The 23,098-nt window shown below is 56.4% G+C and carries 31 protein-coding genes and 1 pseudogene; 26 read left to right on the top strand and 6 right to left on the bottom strand.

The window, feature by feature from the left end; genetic code table 11:
* Positions 1–55: 55 nt before the first annotated feature.
* The 4 genes from Har1131_RS17790 (at position 56) to Har1131_RS17775 (ending at position 2,883) form a co-directional block, all read left to right on the top strand.
* Complete coding sequence (locus Har1131_RS17790; protein WP_151147640.1) at positions 56–319, top strand: hypothetical protein; 264 nt, start codon at positions 56–58, stop codon at positions 317–319.
* A 130-nt stretch (positions 320–449) separates the two neighbouring features.
* Complete coding sequence (locus Har1131_RS17785) at positions 450–998, top strand: hypothetical protein (protein WP_151147637.1); 549 nt, start codon at positions 450–452, stop codon at positions 996–998.
* Positions 999–1,095: 97 nt separating this feature from the next.
* Positions 1,096–2,055, top strand: a complete 960-nt coding sequence (locus Har1131_RS17780; RefSeq protein WP_151147634.1) for an ArdC-like ssDNA-binding domain-containing protein — start codon at positions 1,096–1,098, stop codon at positions 2,053–2,055.
* A 75-nt stretch (positions 2,056–2,130) separates the two neighbouring features.
* Positions 2,131–2,883 carry a hypothetical protein gene (locus Har1131_RS17775; protein WP_191907496.1) on the top strand — a complete coding sequence of 251 codons (753 nt, stop codon included), beginning with the start codon at positions 2,131–2,133 and terminating at the stop codon, positions 2,881–2,883.
* Here the strand turns inward: Har1131_RS17775 and Har1131_RS17770 are convergent.
* Positions 2,848–3,732 (bottom strand): HNH endonuclease, encoded by an 885-nt coding sequence (locus tag Har1131_RS17770; RefSeq protein ID WP_151147835.1) that lies wholly within the window; start codon positions 3,730–3,732, stop codon positions 2,848–2,850. The two genes, Har1131_RS17775 and Har1131_RS17770, sit on opposite strands and share 36 nt — an antisense overlap.
* A gap of 100 nt (positions 3,733–3,832) precedes the next feature.
* Here Har1131_RS17770 and Har1131_RS17765 point away from each other — a divergent pair, with 100 nt between their 5' ends.
* The 17 genes from Har1131_RS17765 (at position 3,833) to Har1131_RS17685 (ending at position 14,009) form a co-directional block, all read left to right on the top strand.
* On the top strand, positions 3,833–4,774 hold the full coding sequence (locus Har1131_RS17765) for a DUF6610 family protein (protein WP_151147631.1): 942 nt from the start codon (positions 3,833–3,835) through the stop codon (positions 4,772–4,774).
* Positions 4,775–5,993: 1,219 nt separating this feature from the next.
* A complete protein-coding gene (locus Har1131_RS17760) occupies positions 5,994–6,674 on the top strand; it encodes a hypothetical protein (protein WP_151147829.1) in 681 nt (226 codons plus the stop codon).
* A gap of 35 nt (positions 6,675–6,709) precedes the next feature.
* The gene (locus Har1131_RS17755) at positions 6,710–7,174 is read left to right on the top strand and encodes a hypothetical protein (RefSeq protein ID WP_121513540.1); all 465 of its coding nucleotides are present in this window, start codon (positions 6,710–6,712) and stop codon (positions 7,172–7,174) included.
* A 38-nt stretch (positions 7,175–7,212) separates the two neighbouring features.
* Positions 7,213–7,980, top strand: coding sequence for a hypothetical protein (locus tag Har1131_RS17750; protein WP_121513541.1), 768 nt, complete (start codon positions 7,213–7,215; stop codon positions 7,978–7,980).
* Positions 7,977–8,504, top strand: a complete 528-nt coding sequence (locus Har1131_RS17745; protein ID WP_191907505.1) for a hypothetical protein — start codon at positions 7,977–7,979, stop codon at positions 8,502–8,504. The genes Har1131_RS17750 and Har1131_RS17745 overlap by 4 nt, the downstream gene beginning before the upstream one ends.
* Before the next feature lie 107 nt (positions 8,505–8,611).
* Entirely contained in the window at positions 8,612–8,806 is a 195-nt protein-coding gene (locus tag Har1131_RS17740; RefSeq protein ID WP_151147823.1) for a hypothetical protein, read from the top strand.
* A gap of 113 nt (positions 8,807–8,919) precedes the next feature.
* Entirely contained in the window at positions 8,920–9,210 is a 291-nt protein-coding gene (locus Har1131_RS17735; protein WP_151147820.1) for a hypothetical protein, read from the top strand.
* Complete coding sequence (locus Har1131_RS17730) at positions 9,207–9,521, top strand: hypothetical protein (protein WP_151147817.1); 315 nt, start codon at positions 9,207–9,209, stop codon at positions 9,519–9,521. The genes Har1131_RS17735 and Har1131_RS17730 overlap by 4 nt, the downstream gene beginning before the upstream one ends.
* Complete coding sequence (locus Har1131_RS17725; protein WP_151147814.1) at positions 9,512–9,718, top strand: hypothetical protein; 207 nt, start codon at positions 9,512–9,514, stop codon at positions 9,716–9,718. The genes Har1131_RS17730 and Har1131_RS17725 overlap by 10 nt, the downstream gene beginning before the upstream one ends.
* Entirely contained in the window at positions 9,715–9,954 is a 240-nt protein-coding gene (locus tag Har1131_RS17720; RefSeq protein WP_151147811.1) for a hypothetical protein, read from the top strand. Before Har1131_RS17725 ends, Har1131_RS17720 begins: the two co-directional genes overlap by 4 nt.
* Before the next feature lie 57 nt (positions 9,955–10,011).
* The gene (locus Har1131_RS17715; protein ID WP_151147808.1) at positions 10,012–10,377 is read left to right on the top strand and encodes a hypothetical protein; all 366 of its coding nucleotides are present in this window, start codon (positions 10,012–10,014) and stop codon (positions 10,375–10,377) included.
* Positions 10,378–10,610: 233 nt separating this feature from the next.
* Positions 10,611–10,814: a hypothetical protein gene (locus Har1131_RS17710; protein ID WP_151147805.1), complete on the top strand. Its 204-nt coding sequence runs from the start codon at positions 10,611–10,613 to the stop codon at positions 10,812–10,814.
* The gene (locus Har1131_RS17705) at positions 10,807–11,022 is read left to right on the top strand and encodes a hypothetical protein (RefSeq protein ID WP_050007934.1); all 216 of its coding nucleotides are present in this window, start codon (positions 10,807–10,809) and stop codon (positions 11,020–11,022) included. The genes Har1131_RS17710 and Har1131_RS17705 overlap by 8 nt, the downstream gene beginning before the upstream one ends.
* Positions 11,023–11,232: 210 nt before the next feature.
* On the top strand, positions 11,233–11,640 hold the full coding sequence (locus Har1131_RS17700) for an HNH endonuclease (RefSeq protein WP_225308169.1): 408 nt from the start codon (positions 11,233–11,235) through the stop codon (positions 11,638–11,640).
* Between the two features lie 263 nt (positions 11,641–11,903).
* Positions 11,904–12,590, top strand: coding sequence for a hypothetical protein (locus Har1131_RS17695; protein WP_151147802.1), 687 nt, complete (start codon positions 11,904–11,906; stop codon positions 12,588–12,590).
* A 57-nt stretch (positions 12,591–12,647) separates the two neighbouring features.
* On the top strand, positions 12,648–13,547 hold the full coding sequence (locus tag Har1131_RS17690) for a transcription initiation factor IIB family protein (RefSeq protein WP_151147799.1): 900 nt from the start codon (positions 12,648–12,650) through the stop codon (positions 13,545–13,547).
* Positions 13,548–13,622: 75 nt separating this feature from the next.
* A complete protein-coding gene (locus Har1131_RS17685; RefSeq protein ID WP_151147796.1) occupies positions 13,623–14,009 on the top strand; it encodes a hypothetical protein in 387 nt (128 codons plus the stop codon).
* An 8-nt stretch (positions 14,010–14,017) separates the two neighbouring features.
* Here the strand turns inward: Har1131_RS17685 and Har1131_RS17680 are convergent, their stop codons facing one another.
* Positions 14,018–14,386, bottom strand: a complete 369-nt coding sequence (locus tag Har1131_RS17680; protein ID WP_151147793.1) for a hypothetical protein — start codon at positions 14,384–14,386, stop codon at positions 14,018–14,020.
* A 106-nt stretch (positions 14,387–14,492) separates the two neighbouring features.
* Here Har1131_RS17680 and Har1131_RS17675 point away from each other — a divergent pair, with 106 nt between their 5' ends.
* Positions 14,493–14,933, top strand: coding sequence for a hypothetical protein (locus Har1131_RS17675; protein WP_058992190.1), 441 nt, complete (start codon positions 14,493–14,495; stop codon positions 14,931–14,933).
* A 64-nt stretch (positions 14,934–14,997) separates the two neighbouring features.
* On the opposite strand, the gene Har1131_RS17670 is transcribed toward Har1131_RS17675, so the two are convergent.
* Positions 14,998–15,246 carry a hypothetical protein gene (locus tag Har1131_RS17670; protein ID WP_147439962.1) on the bottom strand — a complete coding sequence of 83 codons (249 nt, stop codon included), beginning with the start codon at positions 15,244–15,246 and terminating at the stop codon, positions 14,998–15,000.
* 129 nt (positions 15,247–15,375) lie between these two features.
* On the opposite strand from Har1131_RS17670, the gene Har1131_RS17665 reads away from it, so the two are divergent.
* From Har1131_RS17665 to Har1131_RS17650, 4 genes are all read left to right on the top strand, one after another.
* Positions 15,376–16,200, top strand: a complete 825-nt coding sequence (locus Har1131_RS17665; protein ID WP_151147790.1) for an N-6 DNA methylase — start codon at positions 15,376–15,378, stop codon at positions 16,198–16,200.
* 63 nt (positions 16,201–16,263) lie between these two features.
* Entirely contained in the window at positions 16,264–16,527 is a 264-nt protein-coding gene (locus Har1131_RS17660; RefSeq protein ID WP_151147787.1) for a hypothetical protein, read from the top strand.
* 127 nt (positions 16,528–16,654) lie between these two features.
* A complete protein-coding gene (locus tag Har1131_RS17655; RefSeq protein WP_008313475.1) occupies positions 16,655–16,942 on the top strand; it encodes a PadR family transcriptional regulator in 288 nt (95 codons plus the stop codon).
* A 796-nt stretch (positions 16,943–17,738) separates the two neighbouring features.
* Positions 17,739–18,935: a Cdc6/Cdc18 family protein gene (locus tag Har1131_RS17650; protein ID WP_008313473.1), complete on the top strand. Its 1,197-nt coding sequence runs from the start codon at positions 17,739–17,741 to the stop codon at positions 18,933–18,935.
* Between the two features lie 146 nt (positions 18,936–19,081).
* On the opposite strand, the gene Har1131_RS17645 is transcribed toward Har1131_RS17650, so the two are convergent.
* The 3 genes and pseudogenes from Har1131_RS17645 to Har1131_RS22240 form a co-directional block, all read right to left on the bottom strand.
* Complete coding sequence (locus tag Har1131_RS17645) at positions 19,082–20,104, bottom strand: site-specific integrase (RefSeq protein WP_151147784.1); 1,023 nt, start codon at positions 20,102–20,104, stop codon at positions 19,082–19,084.
* Positions 20,105–20,468: 364 nt separating this feature from the next.
* Positions 20,469–22,445, bottom strand: coding sequence for a hypothetical protein (locus Har1131_RS17640; protein WP_050038584.1), 1,977 nt, complete (start codon positions 22,443–22,445; stop codon positions 20,469–20,471).
* 299 nt (positions 22,446–22,744) lie between these two features.
* Positions 22,745–22,916: pseudogene (locus Har1131_RS22240) on the bottom strand (transposase); the annotation flags it as partial.
* Positions 22,917–23,098 lie beyond the last annotated feature (182 nt).

Below are 23,098 nucleotides of genomic sequence, written 5' to 3'. Positions count from 1 at the left end.
GACTGTTGGTTAGCGCTGATTTTGTGTCTCCCCGGTCGGGTGAGGGATTTCCTCTATGGACCCGACCGAAACAGTTCCAGACTACGAGCGCTTCGAGCGCGAACAGATCGCACAGGACCGTGACCGGCAGCGTCCCGATACCGTCGAGATCGACGAGCCACGAGGGCGTGAGGTCGTTACCAGTCTACTCAATGAGGGTGTGGTCGAATCCGTCCCAGAACAAAACGTCTTGCAGCACGTTCCGTCCGGGCAGTGTTTTGATTCCGACATGGCGCTGGTGTACTTCCACAAGGGCTGGGAGGCTAGAGGCGCGGAGTAGCCAACTCGCAGACTAACCAACACAGTACCCCACATTCCACTCGGTGTTGGTTAGCGTCAGGACCTCTTCTCTGACGCGGCGTATGGGCGCGTCCCGAGAGTTGATACCCTATCGGAATTTTCCCAAGCGTATGGACCGCACTGACTGGCCGACACCCGGCCCGAACGAGCCTGTCCCGGCATGGGACGAGTACCGACAGCTGCGCGAGGCTGTCCACGACTACCTCGATCACGAGCCAGAGGACCCAAGGTGGGATGACATCTGGCGGGCGCTCGGCGCGATCATGGGCGAGTACCAGCGCGATGCGTTTGCCCAATCCTTCGACCTCGATGAGACTGCCGAGACAGCCTGCATACGCCGTCTCATCACGGGCGACGACGAGTGCCCGCACTCGCCGCTTGACGCCGACACCGACCCAAACGGACCGCCTCACAGCCCGCCAGCAGACGACCACTCGACGCTCTGGCTTGACGATGGCGAGCCGGCGTTGTACTCGATGCACGTCTATCCGGGGAATATCGAGCGATTGGATTCCACAGAGCCGCCCCACAATCTCTGGTTCGACGTCTTCGAGTTTGCCGCCGAGTGGGGACTAGAGGTCTCGATTCTCGCAAAGTCGTGGTACAACCTTGGCTCTGCTATCCACGTCGTCTTCTACCCGCCGGAGCGGTACAGGTAGCCACCTCACCTCGCTCTCGCTCAGTCAGCCAGTCGATTTTGTGACCCCCAGTGGAGGTGCGGGGGCGTGCCCGAGAGTGCGTCCCGAAGATAGACCGATGTCAACGATACAGTCAGAGACTCCAGAGCAGTCCAGCCAACAGACCACTTGCACCTTCGACGATTCGGACTCCCGGGACGAGGAGATGCGCGACCAACTCGATGCGTGGGTCGAGGATCTTGCCGACCTCACCGACGAAGCGCAGACCAGTGAGCAGTTCCAGCAGTGGCTCGATGTGCAGAGCAAGTTCCACGATTACTCGGCCCGGAACACGCTACTCATCAAGCTCCAGTGTCCCGAAGCAACGCGAGTCGCCGGCTACAATACGTGGCAGAATGAGTTCGACCGCTACGTCCAGCAAGGCGAGGATGCGATCTGGATCTGGGCTCCGATCATCACGAAGAAGTGCCCCGAATGCGGCAATTCGCCGTCGTATCACGAGAACACGGATTGCGAGTACGATGAAACGGACCCCGAGCAGTGGCGTCGGGGACTGGTCGGGTTCCGGCCAACGTCGGTGTTCGATATCTCTCAGACCGAGGGCGAACCGCTTCCCGAACTGGAGACAGAAGCTCACGGCGACCCGGATGGACTTGTCGAGAACCTCTTGGACGCCACCGACGAGATCGGCGTCGACGCAAGAATCGTCACTCCGGAAGAGTGGGAGCATGGGTCTGCACGGGGTGTCTGCCAGCGTCGGAGCGTGATGACCACGAATCCGATGATCGAAGCGGTTGACCGGGAGAATCGGGCCGCCCTCGCGAGTACACTGATTCACGAGTTCGCCCATGCGGAGCTTCACTTCAATGTCGAGGATGAGGCGGAGCGGTCGAAACGTGAGGTCGAGGCTGAGGCAGTCGCCTACGTGGTCAGTCGTCACTTTGGGCTGGACCCCGACAACTCGGCGTTCTACTTGGCGGCGTGGGACGGCGACGCACCAGAGACGCTGCGGGACCGGCTGGACCGTATCTCGTCGACTGCGGCGGATCTGATCGACGCCGTCGAAGGTGACAGCTGAGCAGTCGGTCGTGCTTTTCCAGACGTGCTTGAGAGCCGTATTTTGTGACTCCCCTGATGGGCGAGGGAGTCGAATATGCGTTCCACAGCAGCGTCAGGTGGCAGTCCTGTCGGACAGTTCTTGAGTGTCTTAGCTGACTTGCGTGACCAGATCGGAGGGCCGTACTACCTCGGAGACGTGACCGGGCGATTGGACTGGCCCGACCGAGGAGTGTACTTTTTCTTCTCGCCAGCAAGCGACCTTCGCGCAACGACAGCGGTCGACTGGCGACTCTCGCGGATCGGCACCGTCGGCGTCAGTACCGGCTCGTCGAACACGCTCTGGAATCGACTCAGACAACATCGTGGGAATGTTCGAGGGAAGTACGCCGGCGGTGGCAACCATCGCGGTTCGATTTTTCGCTTGCACGTTGGACGGGCGCTGATCGAGAAGCACGGCTGGCGCGACGAGTATCCTCACTGGGGCGAACCGAATCCCGATGAGGAAACAACGACTGTTCGCGAGCAGGAACACGAACTTGAACAGCGCGTGTCGGAGTACATCCGGGATCTGCCGTTTCTCTGGGTTGACGTTCCGGGCAAGCCCGGCCCAGAGTGTGACAGAGCCGAGATTGAGTCAAATACCATCGCGATGGTGTCGCATCATCGTCGATCCGCAGGACCATCGGACCTCGATTGGCTTGGATACCACTCGCCGAAATCTGAGGTGTATCAGTCTGGGCTGTGGAACGTGCGGCACGTCTCCGACTCGTTCGATCCGTCGGTCGTGGACCAGTTATCAGAGTATATTTCGTCAACGGAAGCGCTGGACCACCAGTCGCGGATCTGAAGGAAGGTTCCGCAGCGAGAACTCAGTGCGCTCGGTTATGAGTCCGTAGGCAATCCCAGCCAGTGGCGCAACCACGGGAATCCACGCCAACGGAGACATGAGCAGTTCCGTCGAGATAGACTCCCAGACGGCAGCGTACATCAAAACAACGCAGACGGATGCAATGGCTGTCGACAGCCGCCACCGGACTCCCGCTACGAGCCCGGCCAGTGGGAGGCCATAGAACGCTACATCACCCGCAAGCGAGGACAGGAAATAGGAGATACCAAACGCACAGAAGTATGTCAGAAACATCGCTGTGCCTCCTACCGACGCAACGAATAGCCGTCGCCATCCAACACGCTCGTCGGTGTCGTCCTGGTCGGACTGCTCGTCGCTGTCCTCGGTCGTCGTGGTGACTGCAAGAGGACTCCTCGACTGTGTCTCGACGTGGCTGGCTTCCAGCCGGGAGACACCACGAGACTGCCCGTTGCCCTCCGTTTCGCCCTCGACTTCCTCAGTGATCGGGACTTCGCTCTGCAACGCAAGCACTCTGTGGGAGTCTGCTTCTGGACTGCTTGCTGGCTCTTGGTTCGCTGACGCTGGCAGGTTCAGGCGTCCCGTCTGCTTGATGTCTTCTTCGCAGGTAGAACACACTGTCAGCAGGTTCGTGGTCTTGTTTGTCCCGCCGTTCTCGGCGGGGATTCGTCGCACGACTTCCAAATCCTCCGCAGGGAACCGCGTCCCGCAGTTGGTGCAAGTGTTGTTGTCCAACTGCTTCCGGAAGACGATCCGGTACGCCCAGTCTGGTGGGTACTCGCCCCGGTAGCTGTCAGGGTCGTCGTACTGCGATTCGATACCTTCCTTCATTCTCCTCGACATTTCTTCCCGTCTCCGTATTTAAAGCGCGGGGTCGTTTTGTGCCGCGCCTGCCAGCTGGGCGCGCCGGTCGGTGCGCTCGGTGTTTTCCATGTCTTCTGAGGCGCGACACTCTTGGTCAGCGGCGGCTGTCGGCGATGCACAGCAGGCTGAGTACATCGGGTTCCTCCATCGCGAGCCCTTCGTAATCGATGCTTACCGGCTTGGATTCGCCGTCGGCGTTCGCGAGGACTACACCTACCAGTCCTCGCTGCGGAACGTCGACGTCCCGATTGAGATTCTAGACAACGACTTCCGGAATCCAGACTTGGACCGGTACATTGAGCGCTTCGAGCGATGCGAGCCGTCGGTCGGGATGCTCGGCGATGCATACGACCAGCAGGAAGCGCGACGGTACAACCAAGCCGCACGGGAGCTGAAACGGAAGTTTCCAGGGACAGAGGTCATCATCGTCCCGAAGTGCCGCGACGCAATCGATGTGATCGACGAAGATATTGTCTTGGGATACCCGATGGGATATTCTGACCAGACAGCCGAGGAGTACACGGACATCGTGGACTGGCGGGGGCGGCGCGTGCATCTGCTGGGGGCAAGTCCGACGAAGCAGTATCCGGTGATCGAGGAACTATCACAGCCGCGTGTGACCGGTGAGGAACCAGCCGATATCGTTGGCGTCGACTGGAACGGGATTCATCTTGCGGCGCTTCACGGCGAGTACTTCTCACCACACGGCTACGGGAGTGCGGACCACCTCTCGATCCGGGAGACGGTTCGAGAGAGTTTGAGACACATCCGGTCATACTGGAAATCGCGGGGTGTGTGGCCGACCGTGGAGAAAGACCGGACCCCGCTAACAGCGGAACCGATGGACCCCGTCTGGGCTGCTGACGGTTCGAGAGCAACTGTAAATGGCCTTGAGGATGCTATTGTCGTCGAGTATGAGAACGGACAGACGCTCGCGTATCGGAGCCAACACGAGAGAGACAGAGTGGAATACCGGGCAGGACTCACTCCCATCGAGGTCTACGGCTAGGAGAGCTACTGCCAGTGAGGCTTTTACTGAACTCAGTGAAACAGTGCTGCCAGCGTTATATCATAACTACTGCTGATGAATACAGGGCGCGAGCCTTGCACTTACCGGTTCCTGAATCACGAGAAATCGAATCGCTCAGGACAGGTGTTCCAGTGTCCACTTGCGGCCTTAGCTCAAAACCTAAGTTTCCGGAGCCAGCCAGAAGAGGCGAGAACGTACAGTAGACATTTATTATCTATGTGGTCGTGTTCCCGATATTTCCAACCTAGATAAGACAAATATTACGTATGAGTGCACTATATCTCAGTATAACTTGATTTCTCAACTTATTCCCGATCTGGATCGGCATGACAAGTTTGCGTTCCTTCTATCGGTCTACCGTGCAACTTACTATTCTCATAATTTGACATTCATCATAGTGTCCGTATTAGGTGCACTGACTATACTACCTCCATTACTCGAAGCGCGCACTGGAGTTGAATCGACAACTGCGTTAGTCGGTGTCTCAATCGCGTTTTTCTTGGCAACGACCCTGATCTCAAAGTGGGCTGAAGGCTGGTTTTTGGACCGAATCAAGGCCAGAAACCCTGGGAACGGTGGACCTCACATTCGCCATGCAAGTGTAGCGTGGAACGGATTACATATACTATGGGGTGCGCTGTTGGTTTACTATTTCGCGTTTGGGGCAGTAGTGCCGGGTGTTGTCAACTCAACGGTTAATACGGACGTGCTACTCTCTGGGTCTGGAGGCTACATGACTGCAGGACTTCTCATTCAAAGATTAGCTGCTACGATTTTATATTCAGCACTAGTCATTTGGGCGGTAGCAGCTATTTGCCGGGGTATTAGTGTGCTGTATTATAACCTGAGGCTCTAATATGATTGCTAAGAGTTGTCTAAAGGGCCTCTCAGCCTCTCAGATTCAGATGGCTGAAATTACTCCTTTGTCTTAGTTTCTGAATATTGCAGTTGAAATTTTTTCAATTCCAGAAGTTCTGTAGGAGATAGCCATTTGAGATATTCGCTTACGTCGCTCGCGACGACGAAGCAGTGAGCGTTCCAATGTCCGACTGATTGTCGTTCTGTGGACAGGCCAACGCCCAGAGCGACCTGAAACGGTGGTCGTCGGGCTGACACCTCGTATTTAACCAACACTCATCGCTTCTGTTGGTTAACACGCTGTGTCGGACGATTTTCTGTTCCTCTGTCGGGTGAGAGGATGACAGAAACTGATCCGACTCAGACGCAGGACGGACAGCCAGATCAGCAAGCCGGCTTCGACTTCAGCAAGCCCAGTCAAGAGCACGAGATCGAGGTGTCGTATTCGTGGGGGTATGTCGACACCATCTACATGGACGATGACGGTGAACTCGTCCGCTCACAGGATACCGACGGCTACTATCGCAACGACGAATCGTTCGAGTGCACCTGTGGAGAGACATTCGGTTGCGAGAGCAAAGCAAAATCCCACATCCGAAGCGAGAGCTTCCGAGGCCCGCCGGTGCCGGTCGCCGGCCATCCAGAAGCATTGCGTTGGGACAACGAGCCGATGACCGACTTTGGAGAGAATGTGGAATTCATTCCAGATGTAACGAACACCGCCGCCAAAGTTGTCGAGGGGGCTGACTACCTGATCGCAACGGCCCGGACAACACTGACGCCACCAGCGGACCACGAGTTCGACAGCTGGGACCCACTGCAATCTGGCCGCCTGTCGAACCACAACGGCGACTCACTGTTCTCGGCGCGGATCTTGTCGAAGGCTATCGCGACGCTTTCACCCGGTCACCAGTACGTTCCAGACCGCTACACCATCTACTTCCGGGGGCACACAGCACTGTACTTGGAGGGGCCGAGGGGCGGCATCATCATTGCTGAACGACTCCCCGGCCTCGACTGAGACGGCGGTTTTCTGTTCCTCTGGCGGGTGCAAGGATGACAGAACCAACCTCCAAAGCCCGTGACGGATCAGCCACGAACAGCAGCGAATCGCCCGTCGACGAGCAACCAATTCCAGTCGTCAAGCCACCATCGGCGTTTGTCTGGCAAGATGAAGTGGTCCCCGCGCTCGATGGAGCTATCACCGTGCGCCCGGAGTCTGCCCGGTATCCGATAGCTGCAAAGGTCGTCGACGGTGCTGAGTATCTTGTGGCAACAGCCCGAGAAACGTTCACTCCCCCAGCTGACTACCAGTTCCAGTCGTGGGGGCCACTCCAGTCTGGCCGCCTTGCACTCCGGTCGGGCGAGCCACAGTTCCCGCCAGCCGACGTGAGCCGTGCAATCGCAACGCTTGCGAAGCATCCTGCGTATCAGCCTGAGCGGTTCACGATCTTTTACCGAGGGTGCGAACCAGTGTATATCGAAGGTCCCGACGCAGGCATTGTGATCACCCCGTGGTAACTCGATAGCGATTTTCTGTTCCTCTAGCGGGTGAGAGGATGTCCACACACTCAGCATCGACGCGAACACAGTCGTTCCAGCATCGCCCGCCAGCAGACACAGGGGAGTGTTCCTGTCCGATTCACGCCAACGGCGACCCGTTCACCGCACCTCTCGGGATTCGATTTGCCGATCATGTCGGCGTGGAGCCAATCGACAGAGAAACAGCGGCCGCCGTGTACGAGGCGCACCACTCCTACATGGGGTCACTGCCGTCGGTCAATCTCGCTCACCACGGGATGTACTTTCAGGACTCGCTAGTCGGGGCCATCACCTACCGCTACCCGCTCATCTCGAAGAAGCGAATCCGGTACGGCGTCGACGGCCAGCTCTGTCCCGAGCCCGTCGAGATCGACAGCCTTCCCACGGAGATCAGAGCAACCGCCCGGCGGGTGCTTCCGTCGACGGACACACCAGTCGTTGACAGTGAGGTGATTTCTGGGGACTCGCTCGTCGAGGCCGCGCGGATTTGCATGGGCGTTCGGATGCCAAACCTCGCGTCGGCAGCGTTAGCCCGCTCACAAGAGCGATTCTTGCAGGCTGACGACCGTGACACTCGCTTCTTGTTGACGTGGGTACGCTCGGACTACGATGGGGCGATGGTTCGGGCGCTGCAAGACAAGGGCTGGACCTGTACGGGCTACCGTGAACCAGGGCAGGCAAGCAACCGCGAGAACAAGCCGATTCGTGAGCGATACAAGTGGCGCTTTGTCTGTCCCGTGGATACTGCTCGCGAGCAGTCAACACTTGCACGGTGGTCTCAGTGACCGACGTCCAGCCCGAAGCAACGGCCGAGTGCTGTCGATTCTGTGGGGACAGAGCCGAGATCTCCGGTGAGGCGTACACCTATGTCCGGTGGCCCAACGAGGTCGACCGAGAAGACGGCGTGTTCCGATTTACGATTTGCCGGGAGTGTGCGCTTCAGGACCACGACAACGTCGAACAGGCCGCTTCGCTCTTCCACGAGGCAGATCGGGACTATCTGCTTACCTGCGATGTCTGTGGAGCTGTTGGCTGCCAGTCTGCCAGTACTCGTCGTCCAGCAGCGGAGACGTATCGGCTCGCGAGCGTTATCTCCTGGTCGGTGAGTATCAATGGCTTCGACGGGGCAACGCACTCTTGTAGTGAGTGTAGCCCCATCGTGACGTTCGACTGTGTGAAACGTCCCGACCGGACATACGACGATGAAGTGCCGCATCTCGTCGAGCCCCCGTTTGACTCAGCTGCGAGGATAGCGGACGATGCTCCAGCAGACAGTACACAGGTCGAGATCGGCGGGTGGACTGGGTAGCCGGCGGTAGTTCCACGAAACTGGTGGGTCTGATCCGCTAATGAACAGTACAGGTGAGCCAGGCATCGTGGGATTATTGATTGTCGAAAAGACAGACCTTTAATAAGATGTCCGTCCAGAAAGCCCTCCTCGTTGAGCTATTCGCAATCCTACTCGTACTTTATGGAGGATTCACGATATTGGACACGGGTATGATGGGGGAGACATGGGCCTTCTACATAGGGTTCTACCTCGGTCTCTTCGGACTCATCTACGGTCTCGTCGGTGTCAGGATAGTGGATGCCCTCCGAAACGGTACGTGAGCAGTCTTATTGAGCAGGTAGTTCAGCCAGCACAGTAAGCACAAAACTCCAGTCACAGCGGCAGCGAGTCCTAATTTTGTGTCCCTCTGGCGGGTGAGAGGATGTCTCGAAATATGTCCTGCCGTCGTTCGGAAGACCTGTCGAAGCCAACCATCCCGAAGTTCGTCGAGTCCATCGCGACGACTGTTCGAGCGCAGTCCGGCAGCGCCGATGTTGAAGCGGTTGTCCTCCGTGCGGTGGCCCGGCGATCAGACAGTATCGACCTCCCGGACGTACTCGAACTTCGTTCGCTCTTGGACGTCGACGGTGCGCAGGTAGACACGCTAGAGGAACAGGTCACGAGTATCATCAGCGCCATCGAAGCCGAACTCGCCGGTTGGGACCGCCGGGAGGTCGCTGCATGAACGCAGCAGGAACGGCCACGTTGGGCGATTTCGGCGCTGGTGGCCCACGCTCGAATGTGCTGATTGACACGCAGAGCGCGGCACAAGAAGCAGTTGCCGGTGAGTGGGAATTTCTCGCCGCTGGCAACGACACGATCGGCTGGCACATCCCCGACACCGGAGCCACAGTCCTGCTCAAACGGAGCGATGCTGGCTGGACGCTCGAACGGGCGACCAAACTGGTCGGGACGCGCCGGTCACTCGATGCTGGGCTGGAGCTTGCCAGCTCGTACATGGCGGATCGACCGGAGGGAGCGTCGGCATGGCGATGATTGAGCGCGAGCAGTGGCGTCGTGAGGAACGCCACCGAGTTGCGGCAGCACTTGCACGCGCCCGGTTCTGGCAGTCGGTTGCGCCGCACAAGGTCGGGTTCTGGGACGCCGTCGACGAGACGCTGCTGGCTCACTACCCGGGCTGTCGGTACAAACGCAGGACGACACTCGATGACTTCCAAGAGGAGGATTCATGAGCGACACTCCTGATCCAATTCTCGACAAACTCCCTCCAGAGCGGTTGCTGGACGCCGACCATCTCCAGCCAATCGTCGCCGGCATCAACTGCATGCACTCAATGGAGACGGTCAAGCGGTATCTCGCATACGAGAACAAGCACCAGAACCGGACGCCAGTCCAGTCTCGCCTTCGAGAGCGGGCACGGGAGATCCGTCGCGATGAATCGGATGCCGAGGAGCAAGCCATCGTGTGATTTCTGTGCCCCAGCGGGGTGAGGGGCGTCCCACAGAAGGCGCTCTGCCTACCGACTATGTGTGAAAACAAGACAGACGAGACGGCTGTACAGCAGTGCGACGACCTCGATATCGACCCTGATGCCGTGGATATCGGTGATGGACTGAAAACAGCCGAAGATGCGCCTGAAGTTGTTGTCAGCGGCGTTGACGCTGAAAAGGAGCGGGTGAAGGTGTATTCCCCGTCCGGTGAGCTGACGGTCAATCGCTGGGTGAGCATGGACCTGTTCAGCGTCCACTCCCCGAACGAGGACATCCAGACCGACGCCGACCGGGAAGCGTGGCTGAACGAGACGCTGCCGAAGAAGTCCACGCATATCGACGGCAACGTGTACCCACTCAGGTATGCCATCGACGAGGACGGGAACGTGATCGCGAAATAATCGAGGAGCCGTACCAGCCACTCTTTCGCTCACTCTCACGCTCACGGTTCCCGAGCGCAAGCGCTCGGGGGACACGCTCCACCTTGGACCGGCAGGCCGGTCCGGCGGTCCCGCTTCAGGAGGTAGGTGAGGCTCATCGCGATGAATCGGATGGCTGGGAACGAGCCATCGTATAATTTCTGTGCCCCAGTGGGGTGCGGGGCGTCCCACTGAGGGCGCTCTGCCGACTGATTATGAGTAAGAACAAGACAAACAAGACGGCTACACAGCAGTACGACAACTACCCCGATCCCGACGCCATCGTTCACTTTGGCGATGTCTCAGAGGAACTGGTCGAGCTGGTCGAGGAAACGCTGGAGACGTCCGAGTTCCTGTCGACCTCTCGCGGCGACCTGCCCGAAACGACGCTGCTCGTCGAGGCGGTCGACAATGAGTGACGACCAGCTGTTCATCGTCGTTGAGGGCGTCGGGCCAGCAGACTTTCCTGAGAACGAGGCGAGTTCCAACACGCAAGACGAGGCCGTTGCTCTCGCGAACGATATCCACGACCTAATTCGTGAGGAGTACGGCAAAGAGGATATCGAGGGCGTCATCCCGGTGGTCAATCCCGACGCACACGAGCAGATGCAGGCGACGGAACTCTGACCGGGCAGTGAGAAGCAATTTCTTTAGCCATGATGCTGGCTTCTGCTCAGTAAAATGTATATACACCGCCACTACTATCTAACGAAGTATTTATACAATCTGTGGCTAAAGGTCACAATAGATGACATAACAGGGTGTTGGAATGTCAAACGGCTATCCACCAGACTGGAAAAACCGCCGCCAACAAGTCTATAGACGGGATAATTATCGATGTCAAAAGTGCGGGGCACAAGGTGGCGGTCGGGGGACGTAGAACTTCACGCACACCACAAGGTACCAAAATCTCGGGGAGGTAGCCACCGTATGTATAATCTAGTTACTGTCTGTAGACGCTGCCACGAACAAATACATGGGCATAGTATCCCAAGCAGAAATGGTGGAAAGAACATCAATACAATAAGAACATCTACCCCTGAAGAGCACCCGATGCATCCAGACGTAGATGAGGAAAAATACGTAGACGACCCATGTACTCCGCCAGCACCGACAGAAGGCGAGCCGTATTGGGAGAAAAAGAAACAGGGCAGAACTATACGAGATAGTGATGAAACCCACTCAAAAAAGTCCAATAACCTATCAAAACGTATTTATTTGTATATAAAAAATTCACTTCGATAACTTCTAGCACTGTGGAACCGTATGAAGTAAGCACTATTGAGGCCCACATCAGCTGATTATGGACTTGGTGCTGTTATGCAACCTGCTCATAATACAATGGTATACTGTCGAATTCGAAATTCTTGCCGTATGCTGGCTGTATTCTCTATAGCGCCCACTCCTATCCGAAAATAGAGTTACGCTTTCACAAGCTCTAGCCACCGAATTTTCTGTGCCCCAGCGGGGTGAGGGGCGTCCCAGAGAGGGCGTGCCGCCTGTCATTCATGGCTACCACAGAATCCCGTAGCGACGCCAGCAGCATCGACGAGAGCGAACTGGAGAAGGCTGACCCGAACAACCGGACCGTTCGGGCGCTGACCGAAGTCATGACCGTGATGGACTCGATTGGTCGGGCACGAAACGACGACGACCTCTTCCTGGTCAACTCCGGGTCTGGCTCAGAGTACCTTGTCGACACTCGAACAGGGAGTTGCGAATGCAAGTGGAAACAGTTCAACCCCGGCGAGGAGTGCAAGCACCAGAAGCGAGTCGCCTTCGCCACCGGCGAGCGACCTATCCCGCAGTGGGTTGACGACGACGCTCTCGATGGCCAGTTCGGGTTGCACGTCGACGGCGAACCCCGCAAGGCAGTCGCTGACGGCGGAGTCATGCAGGTCCGGTTCGACGACAGCGGCGTCACGGGCCCCAAAGAGGACCCCTTGGCTGTCACCTCCGAGGACGAACCACGCACGAAACGAGCGAAGCAGGAAGATATCGACGTTTCCTTCCTCGCAAAGCCCGGTCGCTACGAGGTTCACTCAGCATCAGATAGCCGGTACGAGGTCGACGTGCTCGAAGAGACGTGCAGTTGTCCCGATGAGGCCGAGCGGTGCAAGCACCGTCGCCGGGTCGAGATCGAGATCGACGCCCAGCGAGTCCCGCGCCCGGATGGAAAACTGCCAGACGCCTAACCGGGGGCCGCAGTGTGTTTTCTGACCCTCTGGTCAGGTGAGAGGATGTCTCGAAATATGTCTTCACAAACCGTCCAGACAGCGTTGTCTGCAGCTACGCCGGGCTGTCCCGAGTGTGGCGGCGAACTCGACAGCACCGGGCGAGAAACGAACTGCGAGGACTGTGGCCTGGTGACCGATCAAGACCGGATTGACCGCAGGCCGGAATGGCGGACGTACGACAAGGAGGAACAGAAGCGGACGGGTGCGCCCCGAACAGCCACTCGGCATGATCGAGGCCTGTCGACGAACATCGGCTCGGTTGAGAGTGCAGATATTTCCCCGAGACGGCGTCGACGGCTTGCTCGCCAGCAACAACTCCACGGCCGGTCGAAGTTCACCAGCAAGCGCGACCGGAATCTCGCTCACGGGCTTGGCGAAATCCGACGCATTGCGAGTGCGCTGTCCGAAAGCCGGTCGGTGAAAGAGCAGGCAGCCACGTTCTTCAGGGAAGCCCAGGACAAGGACCTCCTAATCGGGCGGTCGATTGAGGGCGGTGCAGCGGCCGCTGTATACGCTGCCTGCCGATGCAACGGCCTCGTGACGATGGAGACGGTAGCCGATGTTGCCCGGTGTTCTGCATCGCACGTCTGGAACTGCTACCGGACGTTCTTGGTGGAACTCGATCTCCCAATCCCAGTGTCGCTCCCGGTGGACTGGGTGGCACGGATTTGTTCAGACCTTCCATTCAACGTTTCCCCGGAGATTCGCCAGCGGGCGCTCGAACTAGCGGAGCAGGCGACCGAGTCCACTGAGGTCAATGGACGACCAGACGGTATCGCAGCCGGCGCTCTATATCTCGCCGGGAAAGAGTCAGACATCCGGCTCACGCAAGCGACGATCTGCGAGCCACTGGATGTGCATATTACGACGGCCCGGCAGTGGTTCCAAGAGATCGAGGAGCATATCGTTGCGTGACCGCTCGCGACCGTTGTTTTGCGTGCCCCGGCGAGGGTGCAGGGCGAGCCAGCAAGCACGTCCTGAGAGAGACATATGTCAGTTACTGATACTCCCGAATCGGCGGCACAGCACGACTCTTCGAGTGTTTTTGCGTCGGTCCCAGCGCTACGGTCGCCAACGAAGGTCGCATCGTTTGTCGAACGAGTCCTCGTCGAACTTCGCCATGAAGCCGTGGCTTCTCGGTACGTGACCGATCTAGACCGGGCTGGAGCGACGACAATCTGGTGCCGGGTCGAGCACACGCCGTTGGACGTCGACGCAGAGTACGTCCAGATTCGAGACGACCCACGATTAGGTGTTGATGTCGAGCCGTGTTCGCAGGCGACGGTTCGAGAACGACTGTGCCAGTGTCTTGACCACGACCGGACTGGGCGCGTCGACGTTCGGCCGCTGGCTGATATCTCGATGGGCGACGACTGAGTTGTACTTCAGGTCTGGTCCCGCATTGGCAGGTCAAGATCACCGAGGGCAGCGTGCTGGCGGAGAACGCAGAGATGTGGGCAGACGGTCGTCGCCTGGAAGACCTCGCAGCTGCACCAGCCGGCGTGGATCCCGTTGGGATGCTCGGCGAGCGAGCAATTAACCGGACAGTCGTCGTCGACGGAGACAAGAAACAGGTCCGGGCGACCACCTTTCGTTACGTCGACACTGGCATCGAGGGCGGCGTTCCACGTTGCTGATCGGTCGTCACGAATCTGCCGGAAGTCAAGTTCGCGGGTGCCACTGGGCTGGCGGGATATCCACTGGTCTGGGGCCGAATACTCGCTGGTCGTAGTGGGGGACTCGGCTGTTTTCATGATGAGTCCTCGTACTAACACATATACCCTCAAACAGCAAAAAAGTTGCCATAGAAGCGATACAGAGCGGATTTTGTGTTTCTCTAGTGGCTGAGAGAATCCAACAATGAGTAGTGGATACCGACGAGGGAACACCGGGCCGAAAAAGCTGAAGTGGCGCTGGAAAGATGAGACTGACAATCGGTCGCTGCCCCAATCGTGGGCCGACAACGGTCGCACAGAATCTCCCGAGGAGAACGAAGTGCAGTTGTACGCAATCCAGTGTCGGGCTGGACTCTTGCTTGAGTGGCTGGTCAATACACGAACAGGAAAGCTACTCAGAGGTCCACTGAGTGAGAAACCGGGGCTTCGCGTTCTGTACGTCACCGCTGGTGGTGAGTATGCAGTCCTGAAAGAGTTGGAGGCCCGCGAAATTGACGACAGTTGGAAGCCGCCCAAGCAGTTCGCCAGCATCATCGCGAAGCACCCAGAGGAGGCTGATCCCGTTCCAGACTCCAGCCAGGACTACTACCGACGCTCGGTCGAAGACCTATACGACCCGTCGTAGCCGCTGTAGAACGGTTTCTTTACTCATGACAGCGATTGAAACGACCGTTCAGTGAGCGTGCGTCCTAATCGATTTTATACGGGCTACTGCCTCCAAAGTTGGAAACGTCAGCCCAACCTACTGCATAATTCCAAGCAGCTATAGGGTCTTGCTGATTGTATCTCGTCATGATAGATAACCAGTCTTCCGCCGTATTGTTTGAATTGTGTTTACTGTGGTACTGCCTTGCTCTCTTTGCGATCTTTTCTGCAGTAGACTCATCACACCCCGAATATTTGTCACAAATTTCTGACTTGAAATTTTCAAAATCCATATTTCAGGAACGTCATTGTTGGCTAATAACTCTATTCCCTGTACTGACCAGATCATTCCACGAGTAGAATTCCCAGAGCGGTGCCCTCCGGCAGGCCAGATTTTGTGACTCTCTGGTGGCTGAGAGAGCATGGCTTCGCCACAGATCGACGTCGACGAGATTGTTGCAACGCTTGAGCAAATTCGCCAGCGCGGACACAGCGCCCACACAGTCTTCCGAGACTGGGTCAACCTCATGCTGTTCGCACTGCAGGACCGAGACGATCCGTATCTGAAGATCGTCGACGACTATCGCGAACGCGGCGATATGGACCATCCAGAAGGACGGCGCTCGGTCGACCTCTTCGCCAAGGCGTTCGGCCAGCTTCAAGAACGGATGGCAGCCACCGACGCTGACGTTCTGGGTGCTGTCTACGAGGAATACGGACTGTCCAGCGATGCGTTCGGCCAGCACTTCACGCCCCACTCTATTTGCGAGACGATGGCCGAGAGCGCCGGCGTCGGAGACGAGAGCGATACCGATGATAGACAGACAGTTCTTGATCCAGCCTGTGGGAGCGGTCGAACACTGCTGGTCGCCGGTCGAAAGCAGCCAGACGCGCTGTTTGTCGGGCAAGATAAAGACCCACTGTGTGCTCGAATGACAGCATTGAACTGCTGTTTCCTGAATCTGGACGCCTATATCATACAGGGCGACTCACTGACTGTTGAGTTCCAGCGAGCGTGGCAGACCTCGTACTCTTTGCTGGGAGGGAGCGTTCGCGAGCTAGACGAGAAGAAGGTCGAAGAGCTTCACGAGTGGGTGACCGACGCCTTCGAGAATACGGTCGAGGCGGAGAACCAGCCCAGTCCAACGCAGGGGACAGACACGGGCGCGGAAGACCAAGCATCTCCTGTTGCGACGTCTGTCCCAAGTGAGCAGGCCAGTCTGGATGCGTTCGAGGGCAGCGATTGACGGCTGTTTTGTGTGCCCCAGTCGGGTGCGGGGCGTTCCAGTGAGAGCGTCCCGAGAAGACCCATGTCAAGTGAACCAGATGTAGAGCCAGACACGGCTCCAGACTCAGTCGAAAAGGTCGAACGAACGGACTTTGGATGCAGTATGGAAGCACGGTTGGATCGAGGCACTGACACTCGCGATCAAGACAGAGTGACCATCAAGTCGAAGGGTGAGACTGCTGCGGAGACGATTGCAGAGTTCTACAAGCTCTTGGAAGAGTACGAGCAGGAGATCGGTGGCCGGCTTCGGGATGTTCAGCCAGGGGAAGACGAGGCAGGCGAGTAAGACGGGGATTGACAACCATTTAACATCAGATTTCAGCCGCTTTCGAGACCGGTCCTAGCCATCAATGCGTCTGGATTTTGGTCAATTTCAGTAAACTTAATGGCGCAAAGTTGTTAGTTATCCTGAGATGTTTGACCTCACCGGTTTTCAGCGTGATTTACTGTACGTGGTGTGCGGTCTAGACGGCCCACATGGCCTCGCGATCAAAGAGGAGATGGAGGAATACTACGAGGGAGAAATCCATCACGGGAGGCTATACCCGAACCTTGACACACTTGTCGACAAAGGGCTCGTTGAGAAGGCACAAAAAGACAGACGGACCAACATCTACTCAATCACGCGACGTGGCGAACGAGAGATAGCTGCTCGAAACGAGTGGGAACAACAATACAGAGCGGGTGAGCCTTCTGGATGACTTCCGACTCTGAATGGCCACGCCGCAGTCAAGATTGAGAACGTGGTTCACGCGGTCGTCTCAAAATACGATGAACAGGGTTATAAGGGGTAATTTACAGAGTGTGGCACCAGATTGGAAGACTTTCCAGACGGCGAAATCATCCGCGGTGATCGCAAGGAGGAGAGGGTGTGTGGCGTACTCTATGACACGCTAGTATTAGACTAGTCTGCAGTCGCACCCCTCGTTGCCGCTGTAAACAATCGAGAACAGTTGCCTGTCTCTTATTTTTATGCGAGGTCATGTTTGTACACCCCTCATTGCCGCTGTAAGTGAATCGGTAAAGCAGCCACAGCGTGTTACCATATCAAGTTGATAACTCCGCGTAGCCACTAAATTAGGACAGGCATCATCAGTTTTATTATGATCTATGCTGTTTGGTACCGTACCACGCTTTAGCGTACTAAAATAACGACGCTTTAGCGTCGGTAGCGTGAAATACCGGTTTTCACCCCTTCTACACAGGATCTGTTCAAGCGCGTGTAGATAGCGTGTAGATAGCGTGTAGGTATGCTATCACTCATTATTGTGCCCGCTTTCATCTGGAAACTCATCTCAACTGTTACAGCGGCAACACGGGGTGTGGGAGTACTACTACCTTCTAAATTCATACAGTATCCTGGAGTAGGATATCACCAATAGATGGGAACTGAGCGACTGATATACGACTTTTCAAATATAGCATACCAATCTTACCTGTTTTACAGCGGCAAGGTGGTGGACAATATTAATATGAGGTCCATGAGATTGTGTTGGTATGAATGAGTCTGAGTCGTTCTTCGGCAATCCAGATCCAATCTTTGCTGACAAGGAACTCCTCAGAGTGAGCCACCTTCCGGAGAGTGACCGGATAATCGGACGCGACACTGAACTTCGAAAGCTCGCTAATGCTATCAAAGACGCCCAGCGGGGAGACACCCCGAACAACGTATTGGTTTACGGAAAAACGGGTACGGGCAAAAGCCTGTGTTCAAAGTATATAACTCGCGATCTCACTGAGGCGGCCGCCGACAACGGTGTCAAAATCGGCGTCGCATACGTTGACTGTTTCCAAGAATCAACTGAGACACAGACAGTCCGCACAATTGCTCAAGCACTCAATAGCCCAGAAGAGACAGAAATAACAGTTCCACATACTGGGGTGAGTACCTCGGACTATTACCGCCGTCTCTGGGATATTCTTGATGCACGGCTGGATGTTGGAATCATTATTCTTGACGAAATAGATAAATTAGAAGGTGACAACGTTCTAATGCAACTGTCACGCGCTGCCGAAGCAGGCAAGGTGACAGAAAGTACTCTTGGTGTGATTGGTATCAGTAACAAGATCCGTTACAAAGACTCTCTCAATGAACGAGTCAAATCAAGCCTGTCGGAACGAGACTTCGTTTTCCCACCGTATGATGCGAACCAGCTCCGGGAGATCCTCAAATCTCGTTCCGATGCTTTTCGTGAGGGTGTTCTAGATGAAGATGTTATCCCGAAAGTAGCAGCACTCGCGGCGAAGGAACATGGAGACGCGCGCAAGGCAATCGATATCCTCCGATATGCTGGGGAGATTGCCGACGAACACGACGATGATACAGTAAAAATCGAATATGTTGATGAGGCGCATGACCGTGAAGAGCAGGCTAGACTTTCTGAGCTCATTGCCAAGCAGCCAGAACACTCAAAATACCTGTTACAGTCGCTTGCGTTACAAGTACAGGATACGTCAGGTAAGAATCCTCCAATCCCAACGAAAAGCGTCTATTCGGTGTATGAACGCCTGTGTGAGAGCAATGGAGTTGATCCACTGAAAGTGCGACGTGTTCGGGATCTACTCTCCGAACTTGCGTTTCTCTCGCTCGTTGAGCAGGAGCGCAAAGGGCGGGGAAAGGGCAAGGGCGCACACACAGTAAACCAACTTGTTGACGACCCTGAAGTTGTGATTAAAGCGTGCAAGTCAGCGTAAATCGCCCGAGGCCAAGCTCTATTCGCCTTGACCACGAGTGAAAAATCGCGAATGTGACTGAACCCGTAATTGTGATCTGGGGTGACAGGCACGGATCGCACTCCAGAGCCCGAACTACTCAGCACCCTTTGCAGTAGCTGTATCTTTCACTGCTTTCCAATGATATCGTTCGCTTCATCGCGTGTCCGCTTTGCGGCCTCCTGTGCGTAGCCTTTGTGGGTCGTCTCGATAGACTTGTGCCGGAGTACATCTTGCGCCAGCTGTGGATTCTCGCGATAGATCTCCCGCCCGAGGCCACGGCGGGCACCGTGTGGCTTCAGTGGCTCCTCGAACTCGTAGTCGGACCACTCACAGAGTTTGGCGAGGATATCCCGAGCCGACTGCGTTGTGATCGACGGCGTCGGGTCAAGTGCTTTTGCCGCGTTGTCGAGTCTGGGAAACACAGCTTCATTCTCGTCGGGCTCTCGAAGTTGCTTCCAGCGCCGGAGTGGACGGATAGCATCGTCGAGGATCGGCGCAGACTCGCGGGTGCGGTTCTTGCCGAATACTTGCATCGTGCCGGCGTCGAGATCGACGTGACGCCACCGCAGGCCGTTCCGTTCTTCATCATCAGAAACAGCGACCAGTTCTGCACTACGCGCACCGGAGTAGGCGAGGAGGAAGACGAGTGCTTGGTCGCGGTAGGCCGCCGTGCGGTCGACGTCATCGCTTTCGCCGGCGTCGTCGACGCGGGCGGTCGCAGTAGCGCAAATAGCATCGCGGTCGCGTGTCGTCCAGTACTGCTGGTCTGTTTCAGTCTCGTCGGTTGGCAGCGGGCCTTCGGCGTGGTTGGTCTTGGCTGGGTTCGTCGGAATCAGACTCTCGTAGACGGCCCACGTCAGAAACGAGCGGACGTAGGCGAAGTAGCGTCGGGCGGTTTCTGGTGAGATATCGTCTCTGTCGTCGGCCCGGGCGAGGTCACGAGCGTACTGCCGACAAAGGTCGTCGTCGATATCCTCGGGACTGGAGATACCGTGCTGGTCCCGGGACCAAGCTGCGAACTTCCGCAGCACGCTGGCGACGTTCGTTTGGTAGCGCCCGGAGTCGATATCGACTAGTCGTTTCTCGATGGCTTCTTCGAGGGCATCACCCCCGGGAGTAGCGTCGTATGCAGGCGGAAGCCGATCCATGCTTCCCGTACAGCGGCGGTCCGGGTAAAACTGGTGGTGCTTAATATTATAATACAAACCTAATCTCAAAACAAGAATTCTCGCGTCTCAGCACCTCTATAGTGCTTAGAATTGAGATACCGATGTTGATAAAGTGCATATCGCTATATCTAATTTCACGGTGGAGGACTCCAAGATAGGCCGGCTGATGCGCGGGATTTCAGACGTTTCAGCGGTTACGGTGGGTCGAAGATAACGCGAAATCGGCGCGTGATGAGTCTGTCAGCCGTGACGTGACAACTGGAGTCGACGACTGCCGGAAATCCTCTCAGGCGGGCCAGCGCTGCCGCTGGCCCGCCGGGCAAACTCCACGGGAATCAGGTGATTATTCTGGTGGTCCGAGGCCAAGATCCTGCTTGGCAATGGTGAGGAACGTTGATGCACGTACGCAGGTCCCCGCTCGCTCGTCGCCGAGCGAGCGTTTCACCAGCACATCGATGAGCCGCCATAGCGAGTACAACAAACAGGCGAAGATGAAATTGAAAAATCGGTAGCTGTGGTCTGTACTGGTTGTTTCTGCCATCATCGACTTGCTCTTCTTGTAGCCATTTTCGATTCCCCACCGGTTGGCGTACTGTCGCGTGAAGCGTGCTATCTTGTGAATTACTGCTGTATCGCTCGCTCTACCGTCTGAAATGTCGATATCCGGATGGTTCGTCTCGAAAACGACGTGTCGTATGCCGTCCTCGGAGACGGCATACGACTCCCTGTAGGCACTTTCCTCCACTGTCTCCAAGAACTCCGTGCCGAGATCCCATTCGGCGGTTTCCTCTTCCGAGATGTCTACGAATCTTTTGAGAAAATCTTCCACTATTTCACGACGAATCCGCTGCTTCTGGGTCTCTCCGTCGGGAGCCGACGGTTCGTCGGCTTCCGACACGTCCTCGGTTTCCTCGGTTGTTCCACCGTCGGGTAACATCTCATCGCTTCTCACGTTGGCTCGTGGAACCCAGAGACGCTTTCGCGGCGGCCGCTGGCCGGCCGCCGCTACGGATTCAATGTGGATCGTGGTATCTTCACGGGCTACCTGCTTTGCTGTGAGCTTTTCCTCACGGTACATTTTCGACGGATTCAGGTAGTAAACGCCGTGCTTTTCGCAAACTTCCTTAATGGCGTCGTGCTGGAACTCACGGTCCATGAGAACAAGATCGATAGTGACCATCTCTGTTGCGTGCGTGAGCAACTTATCGACGATTTCGTCGCGAGCCATTCCTTTGACGACTGGCACTGCATCAAGAACGATTGGGAGGTCGTTACCGACCAGTTGGACGGTCGCGTACTGGTACGCGACCTCCCGATTGTCTTCTTTTGTTCCAATAATCTGTGTCTGTAGCTCCGTTGTATCGCGTTCTCCCCAGAATTTCTTTCCCTCGGTGATGTCGATTGCAACGGTCTGCTTGCCGGTAAGCAGTCCCGCTTGTCTGGCGCGAGCGATGACATTGGTCATCGCCGCGCGGTGGTTTTGGCGGTGCTGTTGGATTGAGAGGTCGCGAATAGAGTTGCGGTGATACGATCCAGTTGGCGTGCGGTCCCGGGTCGAGTCTTCAACAAAGTCGTTAGCACCAGTCTCCGCGTAGAGGTCTTCTCGACAGCCCAGGAACGTGTGTAACTCCAGAAAGGCGTTATCGTGTATCTGGGTCTCGTCGGGCCGGTCGAAATCGACGACCGGCCCGACAAGTGGTTTAGCTGTCTGCCAGATCTGCTTGGTCGTCTCCCGAGCGTGTTTTCGTTGGGAGCTGGCACTGGGTTCCTCGTCTTCTTCAGTGGCTTCGTCAGCCGTAGACATCCGGTCAGCAACATCGACTCGGCGGATCTTGGCAACGCGGACGACCTGTTTGATAGTCGCTCGCAGTTCCTCACGGAACTGCTCGGTAAATCGTTCGTGCCAAGCGTTGTACAGCGTTGACTGGTCGGGGCGAGAATCGACGCCGAGCGCGTCGAGTAGCGACGGCTCGGCGTCAAGGTACTGGCAGAGCGCGGTTTCATGATTCCAGTTATGATAGAGCCGGATCAAGTGAAGTCGGGTGACAAGATCGAAATCGGTCGTATTGGCGTGCCATTGCGGGTACGGATCATCGATTGGCGTGCCGCCAATCGTGATCGGTAACCAGGCCAGAAAGGCCTCAACATCATTGTGTTCATCGTGACCAAACCAGTGCGTTGCGAGGTGGAAGGCGCGTTTGGACAACGGTTTCTGTGACCCATCTTCAGTCTGGAGTCCCCAGACTAGGCGGGCGTGCTTGTCTGATTTCTCGTGAAGCGGTTCGAATGCTTCTGCACGGGTCGTGGCTGTGTGGGCCATCGACTGTCGCGATGGCCCACACGCCACTCAGGCCATTCATAGAGACTAACGATCACAACAATGCGGTCGTTCAGTTCTCCGTGGAATCCCACGCATTGGGATCGCTATTTCGGACTACACCACGGTGGGAAGTTGAGACTACAGCGGGTTTAGCGAGGCTGTAATGCGTGTATTTGGACGATTAAGTGATCGGAAACAGGTTCAGATTTACTCTCAATCACCCGTTCTTGTTGCACTACTAGCTATATTGCCGAATTCCGAAGATGGTCAACAGTGTAGCCACTCGACACCGCGCTACCCCAGATCGAGTACAGGAGGCACGCGAACGCGAAACAGAAGAACCGCAACCCGAAATCCTTCGACGTCGTCGCGGCCATGAATCGCTTTATCGACCTGTACCCGCTCTCAATCTTCTACGATACCGTGTTCGGCAAAATAGGAGCTGCTAGTGTTTGTTAGGAATACCGAATACTACCCGAAAACATCATGCTCAGCGTCTTTTTCTGTCGGTGGAGCAGCATCAAGTGACTGATGGAATTTGCGCAATACTATAACTTCCAACGACGGCATTGAGCGCTCGATGAACGAATTCCAGTTCAGTGTCACTAACTAGACAGTGCTACCAGTGTACATTTGTAAACACTCATATCGCG

Origin of the sequence: Haloarcula sp. CBA1131 (assembly GCF_008728975.1) — an archaeon.
Taxonomy (GTDB): Archaea; Halobacteriota; Halobacteria; order Halobacteriales; family Haloarculaceae; genus Haloarcula; species Haloarcula hispanica.
The sequence above is the reverse complement of the archived record's forward strand: the minus strand, read 5'-3'. Positions and strand labels throughout refer to the sequence as shown.